The 22,209-nt window shown below is 37.7% G+C and carries 20 protein-coding genes; 16 read left to right on the forward strand and 4 right to left on the reverse strand.

Going from position 1 to position 22,209, the window contains the following annotated elements:
* Positions 1 to 11: 11 nt before the first annotated feature.
* From fba to H7R46_RS09730, 3 genes are all read right to left on the reverse strand, one after another.
* Positions 12 to 1,049, reverse strand: a complete 1,038-nt coding sequence (gene fba, locus H7R46_RS09720) for a class II fructose-bisphosphate aldolase (RefSeq protein WP_002121428.1) — start codon at positions 1,047 to 1,049, stop codon at positions 12 to 14.
* 121 nt (positions 1,050 to 1,170) lie between these two features.
* Entirely contained in the window at positions 1,171 to 1,416 is a 246-nt protein-coding gene (locus tag H7R46_RS09725; protein WP_005069561.1) for a hypothetical protein, read from the reverse strand.
* Positions 1,417 to 1,539: 123 nt separating this feature from the next.
* Complete coding sequence (locus H7R46_RS09730; protein WP_005069563.1) at positions 1,540 to 2,727, reverse strand: phosphoglycerate kinase; 1,188 nt, start codon at positions 2,725 to 2,727, stop codon at positions 1,540 to 1,542.
* A 138-nt stretch (positions 2,728 to 2,865) separates the two neighbouring features.
* On the opposite strand from H7R46_RS09730, the gene H7R46_RS09735 reads away from it, so the two are divergent.
* The 15 genes from H7R46_RS09735 (at position 2,866) to putP (ending at position 17,769) form a co-directional block, all read left to right on the forward strand.
* Positions 2,866 to 3,249, forward strand: a complete 384-nt coding sequence (locus H7R46_RS09735) for a DUF2237 family protein (protein ID WP_002121396.1) — start codon at positions 2,866 to 2,868, stop codon at positions 3,247 to 3,249.
* On the forward strand, positions 3,249 to 3,842 hold the full coding sequence (locus tag H7R46_RS09740; RefSeq protein ID WP_005069567.1) for a Maf family protein: 594 nt from the start codon (positions 3,249 to 3,251) through the stop codon (positions 3,840 to 3,842). The genes H7R46_RS09735 and H7R46_RS09740 overlap by 1 nt, the downstream gene beginning before the upstream one ends.
* Before the next feature lie 30 nt (positions 3,843 to 3,872).
* Positions 3,873 to 5,036: a cupin domain-containing protein gene (locus H7R46_RS09745; protein ID WP_005069568.1), complete on the forward strand. Its 1,164-nt coding sequence runs from the start codon at positions 3,873 to 3,875 to the stop codon at positions 5,034 to 5,036.
* A gap of 354 nt (positions 5,037 to 5,390) precedes the next feature.
* Positions 5,391 to 5,954, forward strand: a complete 564-nt coding sequence (locus tag H7R46_RS09750) for a TetR/AcrR family transcriptional regulator (protein ID WP_002121343.1) — start codon at positions 5,391 to 5,393, stop codon at positions 5,952 to 5,954.
* 468 nt (positions 5,955 to 6,422) lie between these two features.
* The gene (locus H7R46_RS09755; protein WP_002121379.1) at positions 6,423 to 6,734 is read left to right on the forward strand and encodes an ArsR/SmtB family transcription factor; all 312 of its coding nucleotides are present in this window, start codon (positions 6,423 to 6,425) and stop codon (positions 6,732 to 6,734) included.
* A 407-nt stretch (positions 6,735 to 7,141) separates the two neighbouring features.
* Positions 7,142 to 8,344, forward strand: a complete 1,203-nt coding sequence (gene sstT / locus H7R46_RS09760; protein WP_005069570.1) for a serine/threonine transporter SstT — start codon at positions 7,142 to 7,144, stop codon at positions 8,342 to 8,344.
* 5 nt (positions 8,345 to 8,349) lie between these two features.
* Positions 8,350 to 9,045, forward strand: a complete 696-nt coding sequence (locus H7R46_RS09765) for a YoaK family protein (protein WP_182924196.1) — start codon at positions 8,350 to 8,352, stop codon at positions 9,043 to 9,045.
* Between the two features lie 54 nt (positions 9,046 to 9,099).
* Positions 9,100 to 10,244, forward strand: a protein-coding gene (locus H7R46_RS09770) for an IS3 family transposase (protein ID WP_085944219.1) whose coding sequence is annotated in 2 segments (ribosomal slippage) — positions 9,100 to 9,364 and positions 9,364 to 10,244 — 1,146 coding nt in all. Because the reading frame shifts where the segments join, the coding sequence is not laid out codon by codon here.
* Between the two features lie 74 nt (positions 10,245 to 10,318).
* On the forward strand, positions 10,319 to 10,855 hold the full coding sequence (locus H7R46_RS09775; protein ID WP_002121466.1) for a DUF2058 domain-containing protein: 537 nt from the start codon (positions 10,319 to 10,321) through the stop codon (positions 10,853 to 10,855).
* 361 nt (positions 10,856 to 11,216) lie between these two features.
* On the forward strand, positions 11,217 to 13,064 hold the full coding sequence (locus H7R46_RS09780) for an ABC transporter ATP-binding protein (protein ID WP_182924197.1): 1,848 nt from the start codon (positions 11,217 to 11,219) through the stop codon (positions 13,062 to 13,064).
* Positions 13,064 to 13,504: a MaoC family dehydratase gene (locus tag H7R46_RS09785; protein WP_002121358.1), complete on the forward strand. Its 441-nt coding sequence runs from the start codon at positions 13,064 to 13,066 to the stop codon at positions 13,502 to 13,504. The genes H7R46_RS09780 and H7R46_RS09785 overlap by 1 nt, the downstream gene beginning before the upstream one ends.
* A 108-nt stretch (positions 13,505 to 13,612) precedes the next feature.
* Positions 13,613 to 14,638, forward strand: coding sequence for an AraC family transcriptional regulator (locus H7R46_RS09790; RefSeq protein ID WP_002121430.1), 1,026 nt, complete (start codon positions 13,613 to 13,615; stop codon positions 14,636 to 14,638).
* 37 nt (positions 14,639 to 14,675) lie between these two features.
* Positions 14,676 to 15,050 (forward strand): glycine cleavage system protein GcvH, encoded by a 375-nt coding sequence (gene gcvH, locus H7R46_RS09795; RefSeq protein WP_005069578.1) that lies wholly within the window; start codon positions 14,676 to 14,678, stop codon positions 15,048 to 15,050.
* A gap of 109 nt (positions 15,051 to 15,159) precedes the next feature.
* Complete coding sequence (locus H7R46_RS09800; protein ID WP_080631109.1) at positions 15,160 to 15,867, forward strand: SIR2 family NAD-dependent protein deacylase; 708 nt, start codon at positions 15,160 to 15,162, stop codon at positions 15,865 to 15,867.
* Positions 15,868 to 16,278: 411 nt separating this feature from the next.
* On the forward strand, positions 16,279 to 17,769 hold the full coding sequence (gene putP, locus H7R46_RS09805; RefSeq protein WP_002121403.1) for a sodium/proline symporter PutP: 1,491 nt from the start codon (positions 16,279 to 16,281) through the stop codon (positions 17,767 to 17,769).
* Between the two features lie 33 nt (positions 17,770 to 17,802).
* Here the strand turns inward: putP and H7R46_RS09810 are convergent, their stop codons facing one another.
* Entirely contained in the window at positions 17,803 to 18,291 is a 489-nt protein-coding gene (locus tag H7R46_RS09810; RefSeq protein WP_002121376.1) for an Lrp/AsnC ligand binding domain-containing protein, read from the reverse strand.
* Positions 18,292 to 18,415: 124 nt separating this feature from the next.
* Here H7R46_RS09810 and putA point away from each other — a divergent pair, with 124 nt between their 5' ends.
* Positions 18,416 to 22,168, forward strand: a complete 3,753-nt coding sequence (gene putA, locus H7R46_RS09815; RefSeq protein ID WP_005069582.1) for a trifunctional transcriptional regulator/proline dehydrogenase/L-glutamate gamma-semialdehyde dehydrogenase — start codon at positions 18,416 to 18,418, stop codon at positions 22,166 to 22,168.
* Positions 22,169 to 22,209: the final 41 nt, after the last annotated feature.

A 22,209-nucleotide genomic window follows, 5' to 3' on the forward strand; every position in this document is an offset into this window, starting at 1 on the left:
CCTAACGGGAATTATTTGTAACGATCAACCATTTTCTCTAGAGAAATCGGGCGAATCTTGTCAGCATTTCCAGCTGTACCAAACGCTTCATAACGATCAATACAAATTTGCTTCATTGAATCTACAGTTTTAGCAAAGTATTTACGTGGATCGAACTCAGCTGGGTTTTCAGCCATAAACTGACGAATTGCACCAGTAGATGCTAAACGTAAGTCTGTATCGATATTGATCTTACGCACACCATGTTTAATTGCTTCTACAAGCTGTTCAACAGGTACACCATAAGTCTCTTTAATATCACCGCCAAACTCATTGATTACTTTCAACCACTCTTGCGGCACAGAACTTGAACCATGCATAACAAGATGAGTATTTGGTAATGCCGCATGAATTTCTTTAATCCGGTCAATTGCCAAGATATCACCTGTAGGTGGACGAGTGAACTTGTAAGCACCATGTGAAGTACCTACAGCAATCGCTAATGCATCTACATTTGTATCGGCAACAAACTGAGTCGCTTCTTCAACAGAAGTAAGAAGTTGTGAGTGATCAAGTACACCTTCTGCACCAACACCGTCTTCTTCGCCAGCCATACCAGTTTCAAGGCTACCTAAACAGCCAATCTCACCTTCGACAGAAACACCACATGCATGTGCTAAAGCAACAACATTACGAGTTACATCAACGTTGTATTCGTAAGAAGTAGGTGTTTTACCATCTGTACCTAATGAACCGTCCATCATCACTGAGCTAAAGCCAAGCTGAATTGAACGCTGACAGATATCAGGGCTTGTTCCATGGTCTTGATGCATTACCACTGGAATATGTGGCCATTCTTCAATTGCAGCCAAAATAAGATGGCGTAAGAATGGAGCGCCTGCATATTTGCGAGCTCCAGCTGATGCTTGAACAATTACAGGTGAATTGGTTGCATCCGCGGCAAGCATAATTGCACGCATTTGTTCTAAGTTATTTACGTTAAATGCTGGTACGCCGTAGTTATGTTCAGCAGCGTGATCCAAGAGCTGGCGCATTGAAATGAGTGCCATAATATCCTCCCAGGTAGTGCGGCTTATTCTACCCTGTCATTTATTTCAATTCAGCAACAAATCACAGTATTTCAAAAAAAATCCCTGCATTTGCAGGGATTTTTTAACAAAAAACAACAAATTAATGTGTTTCTGAAGCAGCAGCCTCACTTGGCGCACTACCTTCAACCACATCTGTATTCTTTTCATCTAGAACTGGCTTATCAATCGCATCAATTGCTGCTTGTTGCTCAGGCGTTACTTTTTCAGAAACAGCAGTAGATGCAGCTGATTCTTGACCCGCTTGAGATGCTTCATCTTTCTTAGCACAAGCAGTCAACATCATCGGTACAATTAATATAGCAGCAAATGTAAGCTTTAAATTCATCACTATTTTCCACAGTTGGTGATTTAATACTCGACATTTTATTGCAAATATATGACAGTTTAATGACTTATCAATGAAAAAGGGATTGGTTACCCAATCCCTTCTTATTTCTATATAACAGTATTAAACACGTTCAAGCAAAACAGCAACTGCTGGCAATGTTTTTCCTTCAACAAACTCAAGGAATGCACCACCACCTGTAGAAATATAACCAATTTGGTCAGCGACGTTATATTTATCAATCGCAGCTAATGTATCTCCACCACCAGCAATCGAGAATCCTTCCGATTGAGCAACCGCAAGAGAAAGCGCTTTGGTACCTTCACCAAATTGATCTACCTCAAATACGCCTACTGGACCATTCCAAAGGATCGTTTTTGATGTTGTTAAAATATCAGCAAATGCTTTAGCTGTTTCTGGTCCAACGTCTAAAATCATATCATTTGCAGTCACATCTTCTACTTTCTTCACAACAGCTTGAGCTGCTGCTAAAGAACCTAAGAAATCTTCAAAATTAATTTGCGATGCATCAGCAACTACAACATCTGTAGGAAGTGGAACACTTACTTTAGCAGCGATTTGTTTAGCAGTTTCAACCAAGTCAGCTTCATATAATGATTTACCAACGTTAAAACCAGCAGCTGCTAAGAATGTATTTGCAATACCGCCCCCAACGATCAGTTGATCACAGATACTAGAAAGTGAGTTTAAAACATCGAGTTTAGTTGAAACTTTAGAACCAGCAACAATTGCAACCATTGGTTTTTCAGGAGTTTGCATTGCACGGCCTAGTGCATCTAACTCAGCAGCCAACAAAGGACCAGCAGCAGCAACTGGAGCGAAACGAGCTACACCTTCCGTAGATGCTTCTGCACGATGAGCAGTACCAAATGCATCCATAACAAATACGTCACATAATGCAGCATATTTTTGAGCGAGCTCTGGATTATTTTTCTTTTCGCCATGGTTAAAGCGTACATTTTCAAGCAATACAACTTGACCAGCTTCAACTTCAACGCCTTCTAGATAATCTGTTAATAATTTAACTTCTTGGCCCAATACTTCTGTTAAATAAGCAGCGACTGGTGCAAGTGATTGTTCTGGCTTTGGTTCACCTTCAACAGGACGACCTAGATGTGAACATACCATCACTGCTGCGCCTTTATCTAAAGCAGCTTTAATAGTTGGTAATGCTGCACGTAAGCGAGCATCGCTAGTAATCACACCATTTTTGACAGGAACGTTTAAATCTTCACGAATAAGGACACGTTTGCCTGTTAAGTTAAGGTCAGTCATACGCTGAAAATTCATGTAAAGCTCTCTTTATGATTTTAAAAACGCGCCAATTTTAAATGATTACATCAAAAAAGGTTAGTTTTTTTGCATAAAAGCTGTAGAAAGCCCCAGTTTTGATTATGATAGAGGTAGTTATTTGATATTTCACCCATTATGTCTATTCATCCAGATCCACAAATCAATCGCTTAAATGTTTTAGGGGAACCTTTAGCAAGTTGTTGCTTTGACCCTATTACAGGCTATTTTAGAAATGGTTTCTGCCACACTGCAGTAACAGACCTTGGTCAACACACCGTATGTGCACAAATGACCTCTGATTTCTTAAATTTTTCTCAGAAAATTGGTAATGATCTTATTACTCCTTTACCAGAAGTAGGCTTTCCTGGTTTAAAACCGGGTGATTTCTGGTGTATCTGCGTAACTCGCTGGGTAGAGGCTTATCAAGCTGGTGAAGCGCCTCCTATTAAAATACATGCATGTCATCAAGCTGTATTAAGCTATGTACCTTTAGATGTATTAATGGAATTTGCAGTGTAATGGTTCAGCCACAAATTATTTTGGCTTCGAGTAGTCAAACTCGCAAAGACTTAATGGACCGTCTTGGAATTAATTATATTTGTATTAGTCCCGATATTGATGAAAGTCCTCGCGATGAAACCCATGCCGATGAACTTGCAAAAAGGCTCGCTTTCACAAAAGCTCAGGTGATTGCTGAACAGAACCCATCAGCCATCGTTATTGGTTCAGATCAAGTTGCTTGGCGAGAACATGCCCCGCATGACTTTATTGGCAAACCGATGACTATTGAAAATGCCAAAGCACAACTAGCAGATAATTCTGGTCGAACTGTTTTTTTTAGTACAGCTCTTAGCGTGCAATGGCTCGATAGAGACTTTGAGCAAACGCTTGTTGAACATTATCAAGTTAAATTTCGGAACCTGAATCAAGCTGAAATTGAACGTTACGTTTTATTAGATCAGCCACTACATTGCGCAGGTAGCTTTAAGTGCGAAAGTTTAGGAATTAGCTTGTTTGAAAAAATGATAGGCCAAGACCAGACCACACTGATGGGTCTTCCTATGATTCAACTTTGCCATATTTTAAGGCAACTTGATCTACAAATTCCTTAATTCTAGATATTTTATAAATAGGTTATTTCCATGACAGAACCTTTAACAGTTTTAGGCGGCATTACTGCCGAGCAATTTTTAGCAGAGTATTGGCAGAAAAAACCTTTACTGGTGCGTAACGGATTACCAGAAATTATAGGTCTTTTACAACCTCAGGATGTGCAAGAACTTGCCTTGGAAGAACACGCAAGTGCCAGACTGATTCGCCAAAAAGATAAAAATCCAAATGAATGGCACGTAAAGTCTTCACCTTTAACTAAGGGTGATTTTCAAAAGCTACCAAAATTATGGTCAATTTTAGTACAGGCGGTAGATCACTACTCTTTTGATCTTTCTGAACTTTGGAAAAAATTTCCTTTTATTCCTCAATGGCGCCGCGACGATATTATGGTGTCTTATGCACCTAAGGGTGGTTCAGTTGGGAAACATTTCGATTTTTATGATGTGTTTTTAGTTCAGGGTCATGGTCATCGTCGCTGGCAGCTAGGTCAAATGTGCGATGCAAATACTGCATTTGTACCCAATCAACCATTAAAACTTTTGCCAGAAATAGATGTGCAATTTGATGAGGTTTTAGCACCAGGCGATTTACTCTATGTTCCACCTGGAATGGCACATTATGGGGTTGCCGAAGATGACTGCCTAACTTTCTCATTTGGCTTTCGCATGCCAAACGTTGCAGGAATGATGGAACGTATTAGCGATCAATTTTCAGCTAATATTTTACTTCAAAATCCTGTTGTAGATATCGCACGCAAACAAATGAGTCAAATTGGTGAAATTAACTCAACTGAACTAAGTTATCTAAAAGACTTAGTTTTAGCTCAGTTGCAAGACTCTACAGCACTTGATGCAGCAATCATGTCATATATGAGCGAACCTAAATATCCAGATAATATTCCAGAACCTGATGAGATCGAAGCCGATGATCTTCAAGAGATCTTACATGAAGGTTATGAGGTTTTATTAGAACCTGCCTCTCGCCTACTTTATACAGAAAGTGATGGAATTCTAAGCTTCTGGGGAAATGGCGAAGCGCTATGTATAGCTGAAACTTTTGCACCAAAATTAAAGGCTATTGCTGATGGAGAAAGCTTAGCTTTCGATAGCGAATTTAATGAGCTTGAAATCCTTGAGAATGTTGCTTACTTACTCAATGAATCTATTTTGATGCTTTTACCACCTTCAGAGTAAGAAACTTTAATAAAAGTGGACTTTTCAAAGCAACGGGAAGTCCACTTTTAAATTGGCCGACAAACTCAAAAATAAATTTGTTTTTTGTTTATTAATTTTCCTTTTTAAACTTTAAAATCGACTTATCGCAAAAATATTGGAGTTAAAAGATTTTGAAAAAGGAAGTATAATTATTTAAATATATAGCCTAAAACTCTTTACCATTGCCTTAAAAGTAAAACTTTAGCGTTTAAAAAAATAATATCTTTTTTCTATCAATAACAAACAATACCTTGTAAAATTAAATTATCTAGATTCTCATTGATAAAGATCACCGTTCAAGCTAATAGCAATTCATTTGTGAGAGGCTAAAATATGTCGAAAAAAGATGACATTATTAACACCGCATTAAGACTTTTTAACTCGTATAGCTATAATTCTATAGGTGTAGATCGCATCATTAATGAATCTGGCGTTGCAAAAATGACTTTCTATAAGCATTTTCCATCAAAAGAAAAATTAATTGAAGAGTGTCTGCTTCTTCGAAATACGCTTCTACAAAACTCTCTTACTTCTGCCTTATCAAAACATGATGAGTTAGACCCTCTTGCGAGAATTAAAGCAGTATTTTTATGGTATTCCGACTGGTTTAATAGCGAAGATTTTAATGGCTGTATGTTTCAAAAAGCCTTGGAAGAGGTTTTAAAACAATATCCTTCAACACATCAACCTGCCACTTTGTATAAAGCTTGGTTGACCCAACTCATGCAAAATCTTCTTAACCAGTATGATGTAAAAGAGCCAGTTCCCCTATCTTTACTACTCGTTAATATTTTGGAAGGTATGACCATACAGGCTCAAGTCGAACATGGTTCAATAAAAATTAATGATTACTGGACTCGAGTAGAAAAATTAATCGATTTCGAAAGAGCGGCATAAAAATAAAGCGTGATATTCTTCTTCTTATATTTAATGATTCTTCTTATGTATCACGCTGCGTCTGAAAGTCATTTTGGTTCACAATTAGACGTTTTTTTCGACCTTACTGAACCAAAATATACAGACCTGTCTGTACAAAACAGATTATATATTTAAAAAATAAAAACTCAATCATTTTTTATGATTTGTCTCAAGATAAATTAGATTTAACTATTTATCGAAAGCAAATTGAAATTGTTTTAGGTTGACTTCGTTTCACTTATACTTAACAATTACACTTATAACACAAAGCAACATTTTAGACACAAAAGAAATACAAATAGTTGTTTTTAATTAGAAAGACTACTTATTTATCAATTCCCCTTATATTGCTTTTCAACAAAAACCATTGGATTGATTAGTTTTGCTACATTCATTTTCATAAGATCAATCTATACTATGCCCGCTATATTGATATAGGTATAAAGTATGAAAGATGGACTCCAAATCGAAGAAATGAAAAATGCGGCTGATTCAGTCGTTGGAATTCTTAAATCTTTGGCTAATACAGATCGTTTATTAATTTTATGTCACTTAGCTTATGAGGAGTTAAATGTTTCTCAAATTGAAGAGAAGACCCAAATTACCCAGCCCACTCTTTCACAACAACTTATGATGCTACGCAAAAGTGATGTTGTATCAACCCGTCGTGATGGCAAGCAAATTTTTTATTCAATTAAGGATGACAATATGCATTCAATTTTAAATACGCTTCATCAGCTGTACTGTGCAAGTAAATAATATTTTTTAAATTATAAATTATAATAATAGTAGTAACTTCCTGAAATATGCGATTTTTCAGCTTGAAAGCTTAGAGTCCAATCCAAGCACAAAGTTTTGAAAATTCGCGTAGCTTTTCTAAAAAGCTCAACCATATTTAACTTTTTGCCACCCTATTTTCTTTAGCCTATTCCATGCTTTCACAGCTTTTTGATATAACTAGTTTTTTAATGAGCAATTAACAAGCAAAATCACCAACTACAAAATTAAAAATATTAAATTAAGGCCAATAAAAACAAATATTTAATATTACCATTAAGTATAAATACTTATAGGTGCTATAAAAAAGCTTAAGATTCACATCACTTAAGTATAAAATACTCCGCTTGTTCAACCTTTAGCCATGATTAGGTTAATAAGGCCTTTATATGCTTGCATTCTTTTCTCGATTAAGCTTAGTCACTAAGATTATTATCGCCATTATTCTAGGGATAGGCGTTGCATTACTATTTCCGAACGTTACGCCTTACTTAAGTTTATTTGGTGAGCTTTTCATTAAAGCCTTAAAGTCGGTTGCCCCTATTTTAGTTTTTGTATTGGTGCTTTCTTCTATTGCCAACTTCCAAGTGGGTCATAGCGCCAATTTACGCCCTATTATGATTCTATATGTGGCAGGTATGTTGCTTGCAGCTTTCACAGCTGTGATTGTCAGTCTTTCTTTTCCAAGCACATTATTCCTCAATACAGTTTCGCATAATGACTTACAAGCGCCTGGTAGTCTCGCAGATATATTAAAAAACTTGCTCTTAAGCTTTATTGCGAACCCTGTTCAAGCAATTAGTGAAGCTAACTTTATTGGTATTTTAGCTTGGGCAATTGGCCTAGGTTTAGCTATGCGTCATAGCTCAGACACCACAAAACAAGTGATGCAGGATGTTTCACATGCTGTAAGTGCTATTATTCATAAAGTAATTGCTTTTGCACCAGTCGGTATTTTCGGATTAGTTGCTGTGACTTTTGCCGATGCCGGCCTTGCAACACTTGAAAGCTATGCACAATTATTAGTGGTATTGTTAGGTACCATGTTCTTTGTTGCTTTAGTTATCAACCCTATTCTTGTTGCCCTTACTATACGTGGAAATCCATACCCTCTCGTATTTAAATGTCTAAAAGAAAGTGGTATTACAGCTTTCTTTACTCGAAGCTCAGCAGCAAACATTCCAGTTAACTTAGATTTGGCAGAGCGTTTAGGTGTTAACCCATCTACAGCTAGTGTCTCTATTCCTTTAGGTGCAACAGTAAATATGGCAGGTGCAGCAGTCACAATTACTGTACTTACATTAGCAACTGTCCATACGCTTGGCATTCATGTTGATTTTGCGACAATGGTTATTTTATCAGTTGTTGCTACTGTTTCAGCTTGTGGTGCTTCTGGTGTTGCAGGTGGTTCTTTACTACTCATTCCAGTCGCTTGTAGTTTATTTGGTATTTCAACAGAAATTGCTATGCAAGTTGTAGCTGTTGGTATGATTATCAGTGTATTGCAAGACTCTACAGAAACAGCCCTTAACTCATCTACAGATGTATTATTTACCGCAGCTGTAGATATTCGCTCTAAGCAAACGTCTTAAACAAAATGCCATTTCAACGTCTACCAAACTGGTTCCAACTTGGAGCCTTTTTGCTGGCATTTAATGCCGGAATGATTAATGTCTTAGGGTTAATTACTCTTTTGCATCAATCTATTTCACATATGACTGGCAACGTTAGTATGCTGGCTATGAGTTTGGTAGAGTGGCAACCAGAACATATCATTTTTTTACTTCTGGTGATTATTTGTTATGTTTGCGGTTCATTTTATAGTGGTTTTATTTTAGGTAGTAGTCATTTTCGACTAGGTCGTCGTTATGGCTTACCTTTGAGCCTTGTTGCCTTATTCATTTTCCTTTGCTGGCTATTGCTTCCTTATTTTCCACGCTATGGATTATTATGGGCTTGTACGGCAATGGGGTTACAAAATGCGATGGTAAGCCACTACAAAGGAACGATTATTCGCACTACTCATCTATCTGGTGTGCTGACTGATATTGGTTTAGCACTTGGATATAAAGCCAGAGGCTTAATTGTAGAAAATCGACGTATTGTTTTACATTTACTTATTCTTGTTGGCTTTCTGCTGGGTGGAATTCTTGCTGCTTCAGTACATCCATATTTGAAATTACAATCATTTTTATTGCCAGCAATTTTAAGCTTAGCCTTAAGTATTTCTTACTGGATAGTTTATCTCTATAGTACTTCAACTTCACAAAAAGAGGTGGATCAGGAAATTTGAACAACACTTATAAGTGATATTTTGCTCCCCAAATGATGTTATAAACATCAATATATGGAGTATTTTATGGCACGTAGACCAAGAAGAAATCATTCAAATGATTTTAAAGCTAAGGTAGCACTTGCTGCGATTAAAGCAGAAAAAACACTTGCTGAATTGAGTGCTGAATTTGATGTTCATCAAAACCAAATTATCGACTGGAAAAATCAACTGATTTCAGCTTCCTCGCAAGCTTTCGATCAATCAAAAGCTCCAACAGAACCACCCATCGATCTAAAAAAACTACATGCAAAAATCGGTGAGCAGGCATTAGAAATTGATTTTTTAGAAGGTGTGTTGAAGAAACTGGGCCGCTTCAACCACAAAAGTTAATCGATGACTCACTTCAGATTTCAGTATCTAAGCAAGCTCAGCTGCTGAAAGTCTCCCGTGGTTGTTATTACTATCGCCCAAAACCTGTGAGTGCATCAGATCTGAAGCTGATGCGGTGTATGGATGAGTTACATATGCAATACCCTTTTGCAGGTAGCCGTATGATGCGTGATTTGTTGAATCGTCAAGGACATCATATAGGACGACGTCATACACGTACTTTAATGAAGAAAATGGGCATTAATGCGTTATATTGCAAACCAAATTTAAGCCAGGCTAATCAAGCTCACCGCAAATATCCATATCTGCTCAAAGGATTGGCTATTCAGCGCAGTAATCAAGTGTGGTCTACGGATATAACGTATATCCCTATGGCAAAAGGCTTTGTTTATTTATGTGCTGTGATTGATTGGCATAGCCGCAAGGTACTTGCGCATAGAGTATCGATTAGTATGGAGGTTACATTTTGCATAGAAACATTAAATGAAGCTATTGAAAAATATGGTCGACCTGAAATATTTAATACAGACCAAGGCAGTCAGTTTACCAGTGATGCATTTATTGATGTATTGAAATCAAATGACATCCAAATCAGCATGGATGGTAAAGGTCGATGGGTTGATAATGTGATGGTTGAACGATTATGGCGGAGCGTTAAATATGAAGAGGTGTATCTCAAAGCCTACAGCAATGTTTTGGATGCGAAGAAGCAATTAAACGCATATTTTGAATTTTATAATTTGAAACGACCTCATTCGAGTCTGGACAAAATGACTCCAGATGAGTTTTACTATGACCAGCTACCACAACAAAATAAGGTAGCTTAACTAGAGCAGAGTATCACTTATAAATAAGCTTTTAGTTGTTCAAACATGTGGGACCACCTCTAAAGGACTAAGACATGGTTAAAAATGCCTTACAAGCACAGTTATTAAAAGCTGGTTTAGTTGATAATAAAAAAGCAAAAAAATTAACAAAGCAAGCTCATCACGAACAACGTCTTGGGCTAAGTAATGAAGCTGAAATCAAAGCAAATATTGAAAAAGCTCAACAAGAAAAGTTAGCTAAAGATCAGGCTTTAAATTTAGAAAAACAGAAACAGCTTGAAGAAAAAGCACTTAAAGCATCAATCATTCAGATGATTAAGCAGCACAAGATTACTGATTTTGCTGGGGATGTGGCTTATCAATTTATTGATGAGAATAAAATCAAAAAAGTTTATCTATCTCAGCAAGTTTATAATGCACTTGTTGCAGGTAGCCTAGTTATTGCTAAAGATCAAGATCAATACGCCTATCTTCCGAAAGCTTTAGGTGAAAAAATTGATCAAAAAATGCAAGGCTTCATTTTGATCAATAATGCTGAGAAAAACGAACAAGCCACTGATGAGGAAGATCCATATGCAGCATATGTTATTCCAGATGACCTAATGTGGTAATACGATACTTAGGCCTTTATGACCCAAATCTAAAGGCCTTTTCTAATATGTGTAGCTGTAATAATTTAACAGATGTTCAAAATACTAATAAAAAATACTTAAAGAATAAATTCCTTCACCCTTTATCTATTAATCTCGATATAATGAATAATATTTTTAGTCCTCGCGACGTTCTTGAAGATTTCTTCGAGTCTCCATTTTTGCGTCATGTATTAATTTAAGACGTACAACATTATCAGTTCATGTGTATTTGCATATATTCACAAGATCTAAACCCTAAGTGATATTGATCTAACTGACTTTTTGCAAATTAAATTGCAAAGATTTAATTAAGTGGCTTTTGTGTCAAAGGTAGTAATTCATGCTGAAGTGGTTTGAAAAACTTGTAGATCCCTACCCAACTAAAGGTTTAGATGAACCTTTACCGACTCGTTTTTTTCCATTTGTTTGGCAATCTACGGAAGGCCTACGCCCTTACTTATTCTTACTTATTCTTTTTACAGCAGGTGCTGCAAGCTTTGAAGCCTTACTTTTTTCAAAGATTGGACAACTCGTAGACTGGTTAAGTAAAAGTCATCCGGAAAGCTTTTTAAGTCAGCATGCTACTGATTTACTCATTTTAATTGGTGTTTTATTTACCAACATCTTTTTTGTAAATATTCAATCTATTATCAAACATCAAATTTTATATAGTACCTTCCCAATGCGTTTGCGCTGGCGTTTCCATAACCTTTTATTGAAACAAAGCTTGGACTTTTTCCATAATGACTTTGCAGGACGACTTTCTGCTAAGGTTATGCAAACAGCATTAGCAATCCGTGAGTTCTGGGTTATTTTGGGTGACATGTTGGCATACGTCAGCATTTACTTCATTACAGTCAGCATTGTTCTTGGCGCAATTTCACCAATTTTACTCATTCCACTTTTAGTTTGGTTAAGCCTATTTTTATTAAGCGCATGGTTCTTTATCCCCCGCTTAAGTAAAGTTTCTCAGCAACAAGCCGATGCTAGAGCGATCATGACGGGCCGTGTAACAGATGCATACACCAACATCCAAACGGTAAAACTATTTGCCCATGCTGGTCGTGAAAGCCAATACGCAAAAGCATCTATGAAAGAGTTTATGACTACAGTCTATGCTCAAATGCGTTTAGGTACCCTATTTGAAGTCAGCATCAATATGTTGTCTGCTGTTTTGTTTGTAGGTGTTATTGGTACCTCTGTTTGGCTATGGACCCAAGGTTTAGCAGCATTAGGTGTAATCGCAGCAACTACTGCAATGATTTTAAAACTTAATAGTATGGCTGAATTTATGATGTGGCATATGTCAGCCTTATTTGAAAATGTTGGAACCATTCAAGATGGTATGCAAACATTAGGTAAAAAAATCAATATTCAAGACAAACCAGATGCAAAACCACTTGCAGTGACCAAAGGTGAGATTGTATTTAAAGATGTAAGCTTTGCTTATAACAATAAAAATGTGATTGATCACTTCAACTTGCATATTAGAGCAGGCGAAAAAATAGGAATTGTGGGCCGTTCTGGCGCAGGAAAGTCTACGCTGATTCAGTTGCTTTTACATTTTTACCATCTTAAGCAAGGTGCCATTTTAATTGATGGCCAAAACATCGAAGATGTAACTCAAGATAGTCTAAGAGCTAATATTGCTTTAGTTACTCAAGATACGTCTTTATTACATCGCTCAGTTGCAGAGAATATTAAATATGGTCGCCCTGATGCATCTGATGCAGACATGGAGAATGCTGTAAATAAAGCCAAAGCTGCTGAATTTATTCCGCAATTGGTTGATTTAAAAGGACGTAGTGGTTATAACGCTCAAGTAGGTGAACGTGGTGTTAAACTTTCTGGTGGTCAAAGACAGCGTATTGCCATTGCACGTGTATTCTTAAAAGATGCTCCTATTCTTATTTTAGATGAAGCAACTAGTGCATTAGACTCAGAAGTTGAAGCAGCAATCCAGTCAAGTTTAAATGACCTGATGGTTGATAAAACCGTTATTGCAATTGCACACCGTTTATCTACTATTGCACAAATGGACCGTTTAATCGTTCTTGATGAAGGTCGAATTGCTGAGCAAGGAACTCATGAAGAGTTAATTGCGCAAAATGGTATATACGCACAGTTATGGAAACGTCAAACAGGTGGTTTCCTAATTGAACAAAAAGTATTACAGGGTCAAGATTAATGCTTTATTTAGAAGATTTGAAAATTGGTGATCGTTTCATTAGCCGTGAATATGAAATTACCTTAGATGAAATCAAAAAATTCGCAAGCTCCTATGACCCTCAACCCTTCCATATAGATGAAGAACAAGCTAAGCACGATCCAATTTTTCAAGGAATTGCTGCTAGCGGTTGGCATACTTCTGCAATTACTATGCGGTTATGGACAGAATGTATGCCGATTCATGGCGGCCTGATTGGTTCAGAGTCTAGCTTACGGTGGCCACGCCCTACTCGACCAGGTGATAAAATTCATGTTGAAGCAGAAATTTCAGCGATCACACCATCCAAAACAAAATTAGATCGTGGTATTGTAAGTTACGTTACGCAAGCCTTAAATCAAAATGGTGACGTATTACTTATTTCAACAACAAAAATTGTTGTCTTTAAAAAGAATGTTTAAAACATGGTTGATATGATTGTCTAACAGTTTTTATAAACTCAGATTATATTTCATGACAAGATGTTTAAGAAATGCATGTGACAAATTGATGAGAGCAATGGAACGCATATGAAAATTACCTCAGCTCGTCAAGATCAAGGTATTCCGGGAGTCTATGGCTTATTGCTATTAGATGTTGTTTCGCGTTGGGGATATAACGATGAAACATTATTTGCTCCATTTCATCTTACTAGTGAGCAACTGGCCGATCCTGATTATCGTATTTCTACACCTGTAGCAAACGAACTAGTTAAACACGCGCTTAATTTAACTGGTGAAACCACGTTGGGTTACCATCTTGGTACTCAAATGCGTATTTCGATTCATGGCTTCATTGGCTATGCAATTATGACAGCCAAAGATATTACAGAAGCAATTGCCCTTGCAGCACGCTTTATTCAACTACGTCTACCTTTTTTACAACTCTATTTTTCTACGTTTGGGCCAAAAGCTACCCTACAATTACAGTGCGACATCGAACTTGAACCTCTACGGACAGAAATCGTTTTAGGTTTGACCATTGGTATCATGAGTATGGCTAAAGCGATTACGGGTATCGAAGATTTAGCTGGTGATGTAGATTTGGACTTTCCTGAACCTGAAGGCTTTGAAAAGTATAGAAATAAACTAAGCAGCACAATTCGCTTCAACCAGCCACATCTGATTTCAAGTTTTGATAAAAAATACTTAGGAATTAAATTAGTTAATGCTGATCCTATCGCAAGTCAGGTTGCTATTAATCAGTGCGAAGCCGAACTTTCCGCTTTAGGTGAGCGCCGTCGCTTAGCAATGCGAGTTCGTGATATTTTAAGTAATTCTGAACAACATTATTTAAGCATTGAAAATGTAGCTGAATGTCTACACATGTCAGACCGTACACTAAAGCGCCAATTAGCGGCTGAAGGAACTTCATTTTCTACATTGGTTGATGAAGTGCGCTATCGACATGCAACATCTCTACTTTCACGTACAGATTACAGTCTTGAACAAATTGCAGATGAACTTGGCTATTCAGACGTTGCAAATTTTAGCCGTGCTTTTAAACGCTGGAGTGGCCGTAGCCCAAGCAACTGGCGTAAAGACCCATACTTATAATGTTAAAAACTATTGGACACAAGCTTAAGGAGTTACCATGAATCATCCTTCGGAACTGAAGTATGCACGTACACATGAGTGGGTAAAGATTGAGGGTGATCTTGTTATTACCGGGATTACCGATCATGCACAAGATGAACTTGGCGATTTGGTTTACGTTGAAACTCCGGAAGTTGGGAGTAAAGTTACTGCTGGCGAACAAGCTGGTGTGGTTGAATCAGTAAAAACTGCTTCTGACATCCATGCTCCTGTTTCAGGCACTGTAGTAGAAGTAAATACTGACCTTGAAGATGATCCTGATTTTGTAAATGACGATCCATATGGAAAAGGCTGGATTTATAAAATCAAACCAGACAACATTGCAGATGTTGAAAAACTTTTAACAAATGCAGAATATGAAGCTGGCTTATAAAAGATAGCTATAGCTTTTCATATTTAATAAAAACCAGTTTAGTCTTAAACTGGTTTTTTCTTTATCTATTATCTATTCAAAATCTATTCAAATTCAGTTTTACGAATCGGTGACTTCTATGACAAAGCTTGTTGTATTCTCTGGCGCTGGCATGAGTGCTGAAAGTGGAATTAGCACTTTTCGTGACAGCAATGGCTTATGGGAAAATTACGACATCCAACAAGTTGCCACACCTGAGGCATGGCAAAAGAATCCTGCTTTAGTTCAACGCTTTTATAATGAGCGACGTAAAAATATTTTAGAGGCTGAACCTAACGAAGCTCATCAATATATTGCCGAACTACAAGACTACTTTGACGTACAAGTGATTACTCAAAATATTGATGATTTACATGAACGGGCTGGAAGCTCTAACGTTTTACATTTGCATGGAAATATTCGTTTAGCGAAAAGCTCTGGCCCAAATGCACAATTTACAACAAAGTTTTACGATATTAATGGTTGGAAGCTAGATTTAGAACAAGACTTTTGCCCAGATGGCTATCCGCTGCGTCCACATGTAGTCTGGTTTGGTGAAGCTGTACCTGCTTATGAAGAAGCAATTCAATTAGTACAAAGTGCAGATATTTTTATTGTGATCGGCTCGACATTAAGCGTATATCCGGTTGCAGCTTTAGTTCATGAAATTTCAAATCAATGTAAAGCCTACTATATAGATCCAAATGCGGATCATCTGCGTGTTCCCCACCAATATGAATTATTAAAGATGTCAGCGACTCAAGGAATGCATAGACTTTTTGAAAATTTAATCGGCTAATTGCTATTTATAGACACTAAATAAGCCCAACGTGAATAAAAAAAATTATTAATTGAACAAAAAATTGTCGATTTTTTTAACTTTATTCTAAATTTCTATACATTTTTTTGACTAATAGCCTATTTATAACTCTATATCGATTTAATTTTTTTCAGAATGGCGTTTTTTTGCTGAAAAAATTTTAAAAAATAAATATTAAAAAATTATAAGTTAATGATTAATATTATAATTTTATATTTATAAAATCAATTTATTTCAAGTTACACAATGATACAAAAGTACAATATAAAAATAACAGTGCAAAAAAAATCTTTTGTGGTTGAATCTCAACCTCTTGGATGCCGTACAAGAAAACAGCGACCTGGATTAGGTTACAATCACGGATTATGGATATAAGGACACACATCCATTATGAGTTATTTTGATCCCACCCTCATCATGTTTATGGTGTACATCGTAGCAATGGTTCTTATCGGCTTATTTGCCTACCGTGCTACAAGCGACTTCTCAGATTATATTCTCGGTGGTCGTAGTTTAGGCAGTTTCGTAACTGCATTATCCGCAGGCGCATCAGACATGAGTGGTTGGTTGCTCATGGGTTTACCAGGCGCGATTTATCTTTCTGGTTTATCTGAAGCGTGGATTGCAATTGGTCTTATTATCGGTGCTTGGCTTAACTGGCTACTGGTTGCTGGTCGATTACGCGTTCATACTGAAGTCCAAAATAATGCACTCACGTTGCCAGATTATTTTACAAGTCGTTTTGACGATCAGAAAAAAGTACTTCGTATTTTCTCTGCCGTTATCATCTTGGTTTTCTTCGCAATTTATTGTGCTTCAGGCATGGTAGCAGGCGCCCGTTTATTTGAAAATTTATTCGGAATGTCATACACCACTGCTATTTGGCTCAGCGCAATTGCAACCATCAGTTATGTTTGTATCGGTGGATTCTTAGCGATTAGCTGGACAGATACATTCCAAGCTGGCCTAATGATTTTTGCTTTGTTATTAACACCAATTGTAACTTATCTTGCAATTGGCGATACAACACAATTTGTGACACTCATTGAAACTGCTCGTCCACATGCATTTAATATTATTTCAGATTTAAGTGTAGTGGCAGTTTTATCTTCCATGGCATGGGGTTTGGGTTACTTTGGTCAACCACATATCCTTGTACGTTTCATGGCTGCTGACTCTGTAAAATCAATCCCTGCTGCTCGTCGTATTGGCATGACTTGGATGATCCTGTGTTTAGTTGGTGCTGTCGGTGCTGGTTTCTTCGGTATTGCCTACTTCCAGCAACACCCTGAATTAGCAGCAGTTGTAAGCAAAAACCCTGAAACTGTATTTATGGAATTGACTAAAATCTTATTCAATCCATGGATTGTAGGTATCATTCTGGCTGCGATTTTAGCTGCTGTGATGAGTACATTGAGCTGCCAGCTTTTAGTATGTTCAAGTGCGCTAACAGAAGATTTGTACAAAGGCTTCATTCGTAAAAATGCATCTCAAAAAGAGCTTGTATGGGTTGGCCGTGTCATGGTTCTTGCGATTGCTGTTCTTGCGATTGCTCTTGCTGGTAACCCAGACAGTAAAGTTCTTGGCCTTGTTGCTTATGCATGGGCTGGTTTCGGTGCTGCATTTGGTCCGCTTATCATCTTGTCATTGTTCTGGAAACGTATGAATTTACAAGGTGCACTAGCGGGTATGATCGTTGGTGCAGTTGTAGTGATTGGTTGGAAAAATCTTTTCGCAGACACTGGTGTTTACGAGATTATTCCAGGCTTTATCCTTGCATTTATCAGCATCATTGTAGTGAGTCTTTTAACTAAAGCGCCAAACACGACAGTAACCGGCCGCTTTGAAAAAGCAGATGAACTCTACAAAGAAAGCGTATAAGTTATTGAAATAAATCAAGGGGCTTCGGCCCCTTTATTTATTTTTAATTTTGATTTTAATTTTTGAAGTATCTTTTACAACTTGCATGACTGGATAACTACGAGTCTCTTTTACCCCCGGCAATTGCCACAGCACCTGTCCCGCAATCCGTCTAAATTCTTCCATACTGCCACTTCGTAATTTAATTAAAAAATCAAAGCCACCGCTCACCATATGACATTCAACAATTTCTGGATAGTGAACCACAGCATCAATAAACTCATCTAAAACATTGGGTGTTGTTTTATCTAATAGCACCTCTACGAACACCAAAAAATTTGCATTTAACTTGATTGGATTCAATTTCGCTTCATATCCCAAAATGAAATCATCCTTTGTCAACTTCTGCACTCGAGCCATAACAGCAGTTGGCGACAAGTTAACAAGTTCGGCTAATTTACTATTAGAAATTCGCCCATCTGTTTGAAGAATATCCAAAATTTTTAAATCAGTACGGTCAAGGCTTAATATTGGGCCATTCATCTGAATTTTCCTCTAAAAAATGGGCTAAATATAGTGAGTTATTCGGTGTTTCTTCTGTAATGATAAATTATCTAAACCTCTCTACTCAAGATGAGTTTACGAGAGCTGGTTGGCGGAAACTGATATGAACACAATGGATACTTTTCATCAAATGGATAAATCTCACCAAGGCTATATCACCGAATTTAACGATAAAAGTGAGTTTGAACAACGCATCAATACAGCTTGGCGACGTGCTGAACCAGAAGCTGTAGAAGAGCTATTACAAGCTGCCGCGGTATCTGATGATTTAGATCATAAAATTTATGACCTTGCTTTTAATCTTGCCAATAATTTACGTGAACGTAAGACCTCTTCGGGCAAAGCAGGTATTGTTCAAGGGTTATTACAAGAATTCTCTCTTTCTTCACAAGAAGGCGTGGCGCTTATGTGTCTTGCCGAAGCTTTACTTCGTATTCCAGACTCAGCAACACGTGATTTGCTTATTCGAGATAAAATCAATCAAGGTAACTGGAAAGAACACGTTGGCCAAAGCAGCTTAATGTTTGTAAATGCTGCAGCATGGGGTCTCATGTTAACTGGTAAGCTGATGGAAACCCCTAAGCAAACTAGTCTTTCAAGTGTACTTACTGGTCTTTTAGCACGTAGTGGTCGTGGTATTATTCGTAAAGCCGTTGACGTCGCAATGCGTATGATGGGTGAACAGTTTGTGACTGGTGAAACCATTGAAGAAGCTGTAGACCACGCCAAAGTACTCGAAGACAAAGGTTTCCGCTATTCTTATGACATGTTGGGTGAAGCAGCTTTAACCGAACATGATGCTGAACGCTACTTTAACGATTACACACAAGCCATTCATGCAATTGGTAAAGCGTCTAATGGTAAAGGCGTTTATGATGGCCCAGGTATTTCAATTAAGCTTTCTGCTTTACATCCTCGCTATCAACGTGCGCAAATTGAACGTGTTCACAAAGAACTCTACGGTAAAGTATTTGAACTCGCTCTTTTGGCTAAAAAATACAATATTGGTTTAAATATTGATGCAGAGGAATCAGAGCGTTTAGAAATTTCTCTTGAGTTACTTGAACGTCTTTGCTTCGAGCCGGAACTTGCGAACTGGAAAGGCATTGGTTTCGTAATTCAAGCTTATCAAAAACGCTGTTTCTTCGTGGTTGATTATATTATTGACCTTGCTAAACGCAGCCAAAAGCGTCTCATGATCCGTCTTGTAAAAGGCGCATATTGGGACAGCGAAATTAAAAAAGCGCAAATCGAAGGTATGGATGACTACCCTGTCTTTACACGTAAAGTTCATACTGACTTGTCTTATATTGCTTGTGCTAAAAAATTACTTGCAGCACCAGAGTTTATTTATCCACAATTTGCCACTCATAATGCTCAAACATTGGCAACGATCTATCATTTAGCGGATCCAAGCAAATATTATGCTGGACAATATGAATTCCAATGCTTACATGGCATGGGTGAACCGCTTTATGAACAAGTTGTTGGTCCACGCGAGCAAAATAAATTAGGCGTACCATGCCGTATTTATGCACCCGTTGGTAACCATGAAACTTTGTTAGCTTATTTAGTTCGTCGTTTACTCGAAAATGGCGCGAATACTTCATTCGTTAACCGTATTGCCGATAAAACACTTAAAGTTGAAGATCTTATCCAGTCTCCAATTTATGATATTCGTCATGCAGCTAAGCTTGAAGGTTCAGTTGGCTTAAAACATCCATCAATTCCACTACCTTTAGATATGTACGGAACACTTCGTAAAAACTCTAAAGGTTATGATTTAGCAAACGATACTCCACTTGCAGCTTTAGACAGCACAGCTCAAGAATTACGTAATCGTATTTGGCAAAGTCATCCATTATTGGCAAATAACGAGTCGTTAGAGCAAGGTCATTCTGTTGCAATTACAAACCCAGCACAAAATGATGAAATTGTTGGTTATGTGCAAGAAGCTGATCTTAAGCATGTTGAAATTGCGCTTAATGCAGCTGAACAAGCTCAATCAGAATGGTCAAATACGCCTAAAGAACAGCGTGCTCAACACTTAAAACGTGCAGCTGACCTAATGGAAAGTCGTATTCAAGAATTGATGGTTTTGCTTTGCCGTGAAAGCGGTAAAACCTATGCTAATGCGATTGCAGAAGTTCGTGAAGCTGTAGATTTCCTACGTTACTACGCAACTCAAGTTGAGAATCTTCCTGCAAATACAGCTATTCAGCCTTTAGGTACTGTACTTTGTATTAGCCCGTGGAACTTCCCTCTTGCAATTTTCTCTGGTCAAATTGCTGCAGCATTAGTTAGTGGTAACTGCGTTATTGCTAAACCTGCTGAACAAACCCCATTAATCGCAGCTCAAGCAGTTCAGATTTTATGGGAAGCTGGTATTCCACATGGTGCTGTACAGCTACTTCCTGGCCGCGGTGAAACAGTAGGTGCTCAGCTTAGCCAAGATAGCCGTATTGATGGCATCATGTTTACTGGTTCGACTGAAGTTGCAAAAATTTTACAGAAAACTGTTGCGAAACGTTTATCTGAAAATGGTCAATCTATTCCTCTCATTGCAGAGACTGGCGGTCAAAATGCAATGATTGTGGACTCATCAGCATTAACTGAACAAGTCGTACTCGATGTTGTAAGTTCTGCTTTTGATAGCGCGGGTCAACGTTGCTCTGCTTTACGTATTTTATGTGTGCAAGAAGACAGTGCTGCAACCGTGATTAAAATGCTTAAAGGCGCAATGCAGCAGTTGATCGTAGGTAACCCTGCGATTTTAAAAACTGACATTGGTCCTGTGATTGATGACGAAGCAAAACAGACGATTGATCAACATATCCAAAAAATGAAGTCGAAAGGCTATCCAGTACATCAGTTGATGTTTGGAGCAACAAGCCAGAATGAACTAGATAAAGGGACTTTTGTTGTACCAACAGCAATTGAACTCCCTAACCTTGATGATTTGCAGCGCGAAGTTTTTGGTCCAGTTCTCCACATCATTACCTATAAGTATGGTGAGCTTGAGCAGTTGATCTCACGTATTAATGCCAAAGGTTATGGTTTAACAATGGGTCTACATACCCGTATTGATGAAACCATTCAAACGGTCATTCAACATGCTGAAGTTGGTAACCTTTATATTAACCGTAATATTGTGGGTGCTGTCGTTGGTGTACAACCATTCGGTGGTGAAGGTTTATCGGGCACAGGTCCAAAAGCTGGCGGTCCGCTTTACATGTATCGCTTGATGCAGCAGTGTTCAAACAAAGTATTAGCAACACCATTTGCTATGAAGACTGAGCAAACTGCTTTTGAAGGTTTTAACCGTGAGGTTTATAAGAGCTTACAAAATTGGGCGAAACAGCATTTACCGCAAGCAAATCGTGATATCGAACCATTTGGTGTTGGTAAATTCTATGAGTTACAAGGCCCTACTGGGGAAAGTAACCAATATATTATTTTGCCACGTCATCGTGTTCTTTCTATCGCTGATACAGAACAAAATCAGTTGCATCAGTTGCTCGCAATTTTTGCAGTGGGTAGCCAAGCGGCCGTAATGCCAAATAGTCCGTTATTGGCAAAACACAAACAAACATTACCAAAAGATGTACTTGCTGCAATTACTACAGTTAAAAACATCTCATCAGATGATTTTGATGCAGTTTTACATCATGGTAACCGTGAAGAGATCTTCTCATTACAGCAAGAGATTGCTACTCGTTCTGGTGCAATTGTTGGTATTACCCATGTTGAGCCGAATGAAACTATTCCACTTGAGCGTTTAGTGATTGAACGTGCAATTAGTGTGAATACAGCTGCGGCTGGTGGTAACGCAAGCTTAATGACAATGACTGATTAATCGATAATTTTCAAAAAAAAGCCCAAATCTCAGTATTTGGG

The organism is Acinetobacter sp. BEC1-S18-ESBL-01, assembly GCF_014169935.1.
GTDB classification, from domain to species: domain Bacteria; phylum Pseudomonadota; class Gammaproteobacteria; order Pseudomonadales; family Moraxellaceae; genus Acinetobacter; species Acinetobacter pittii.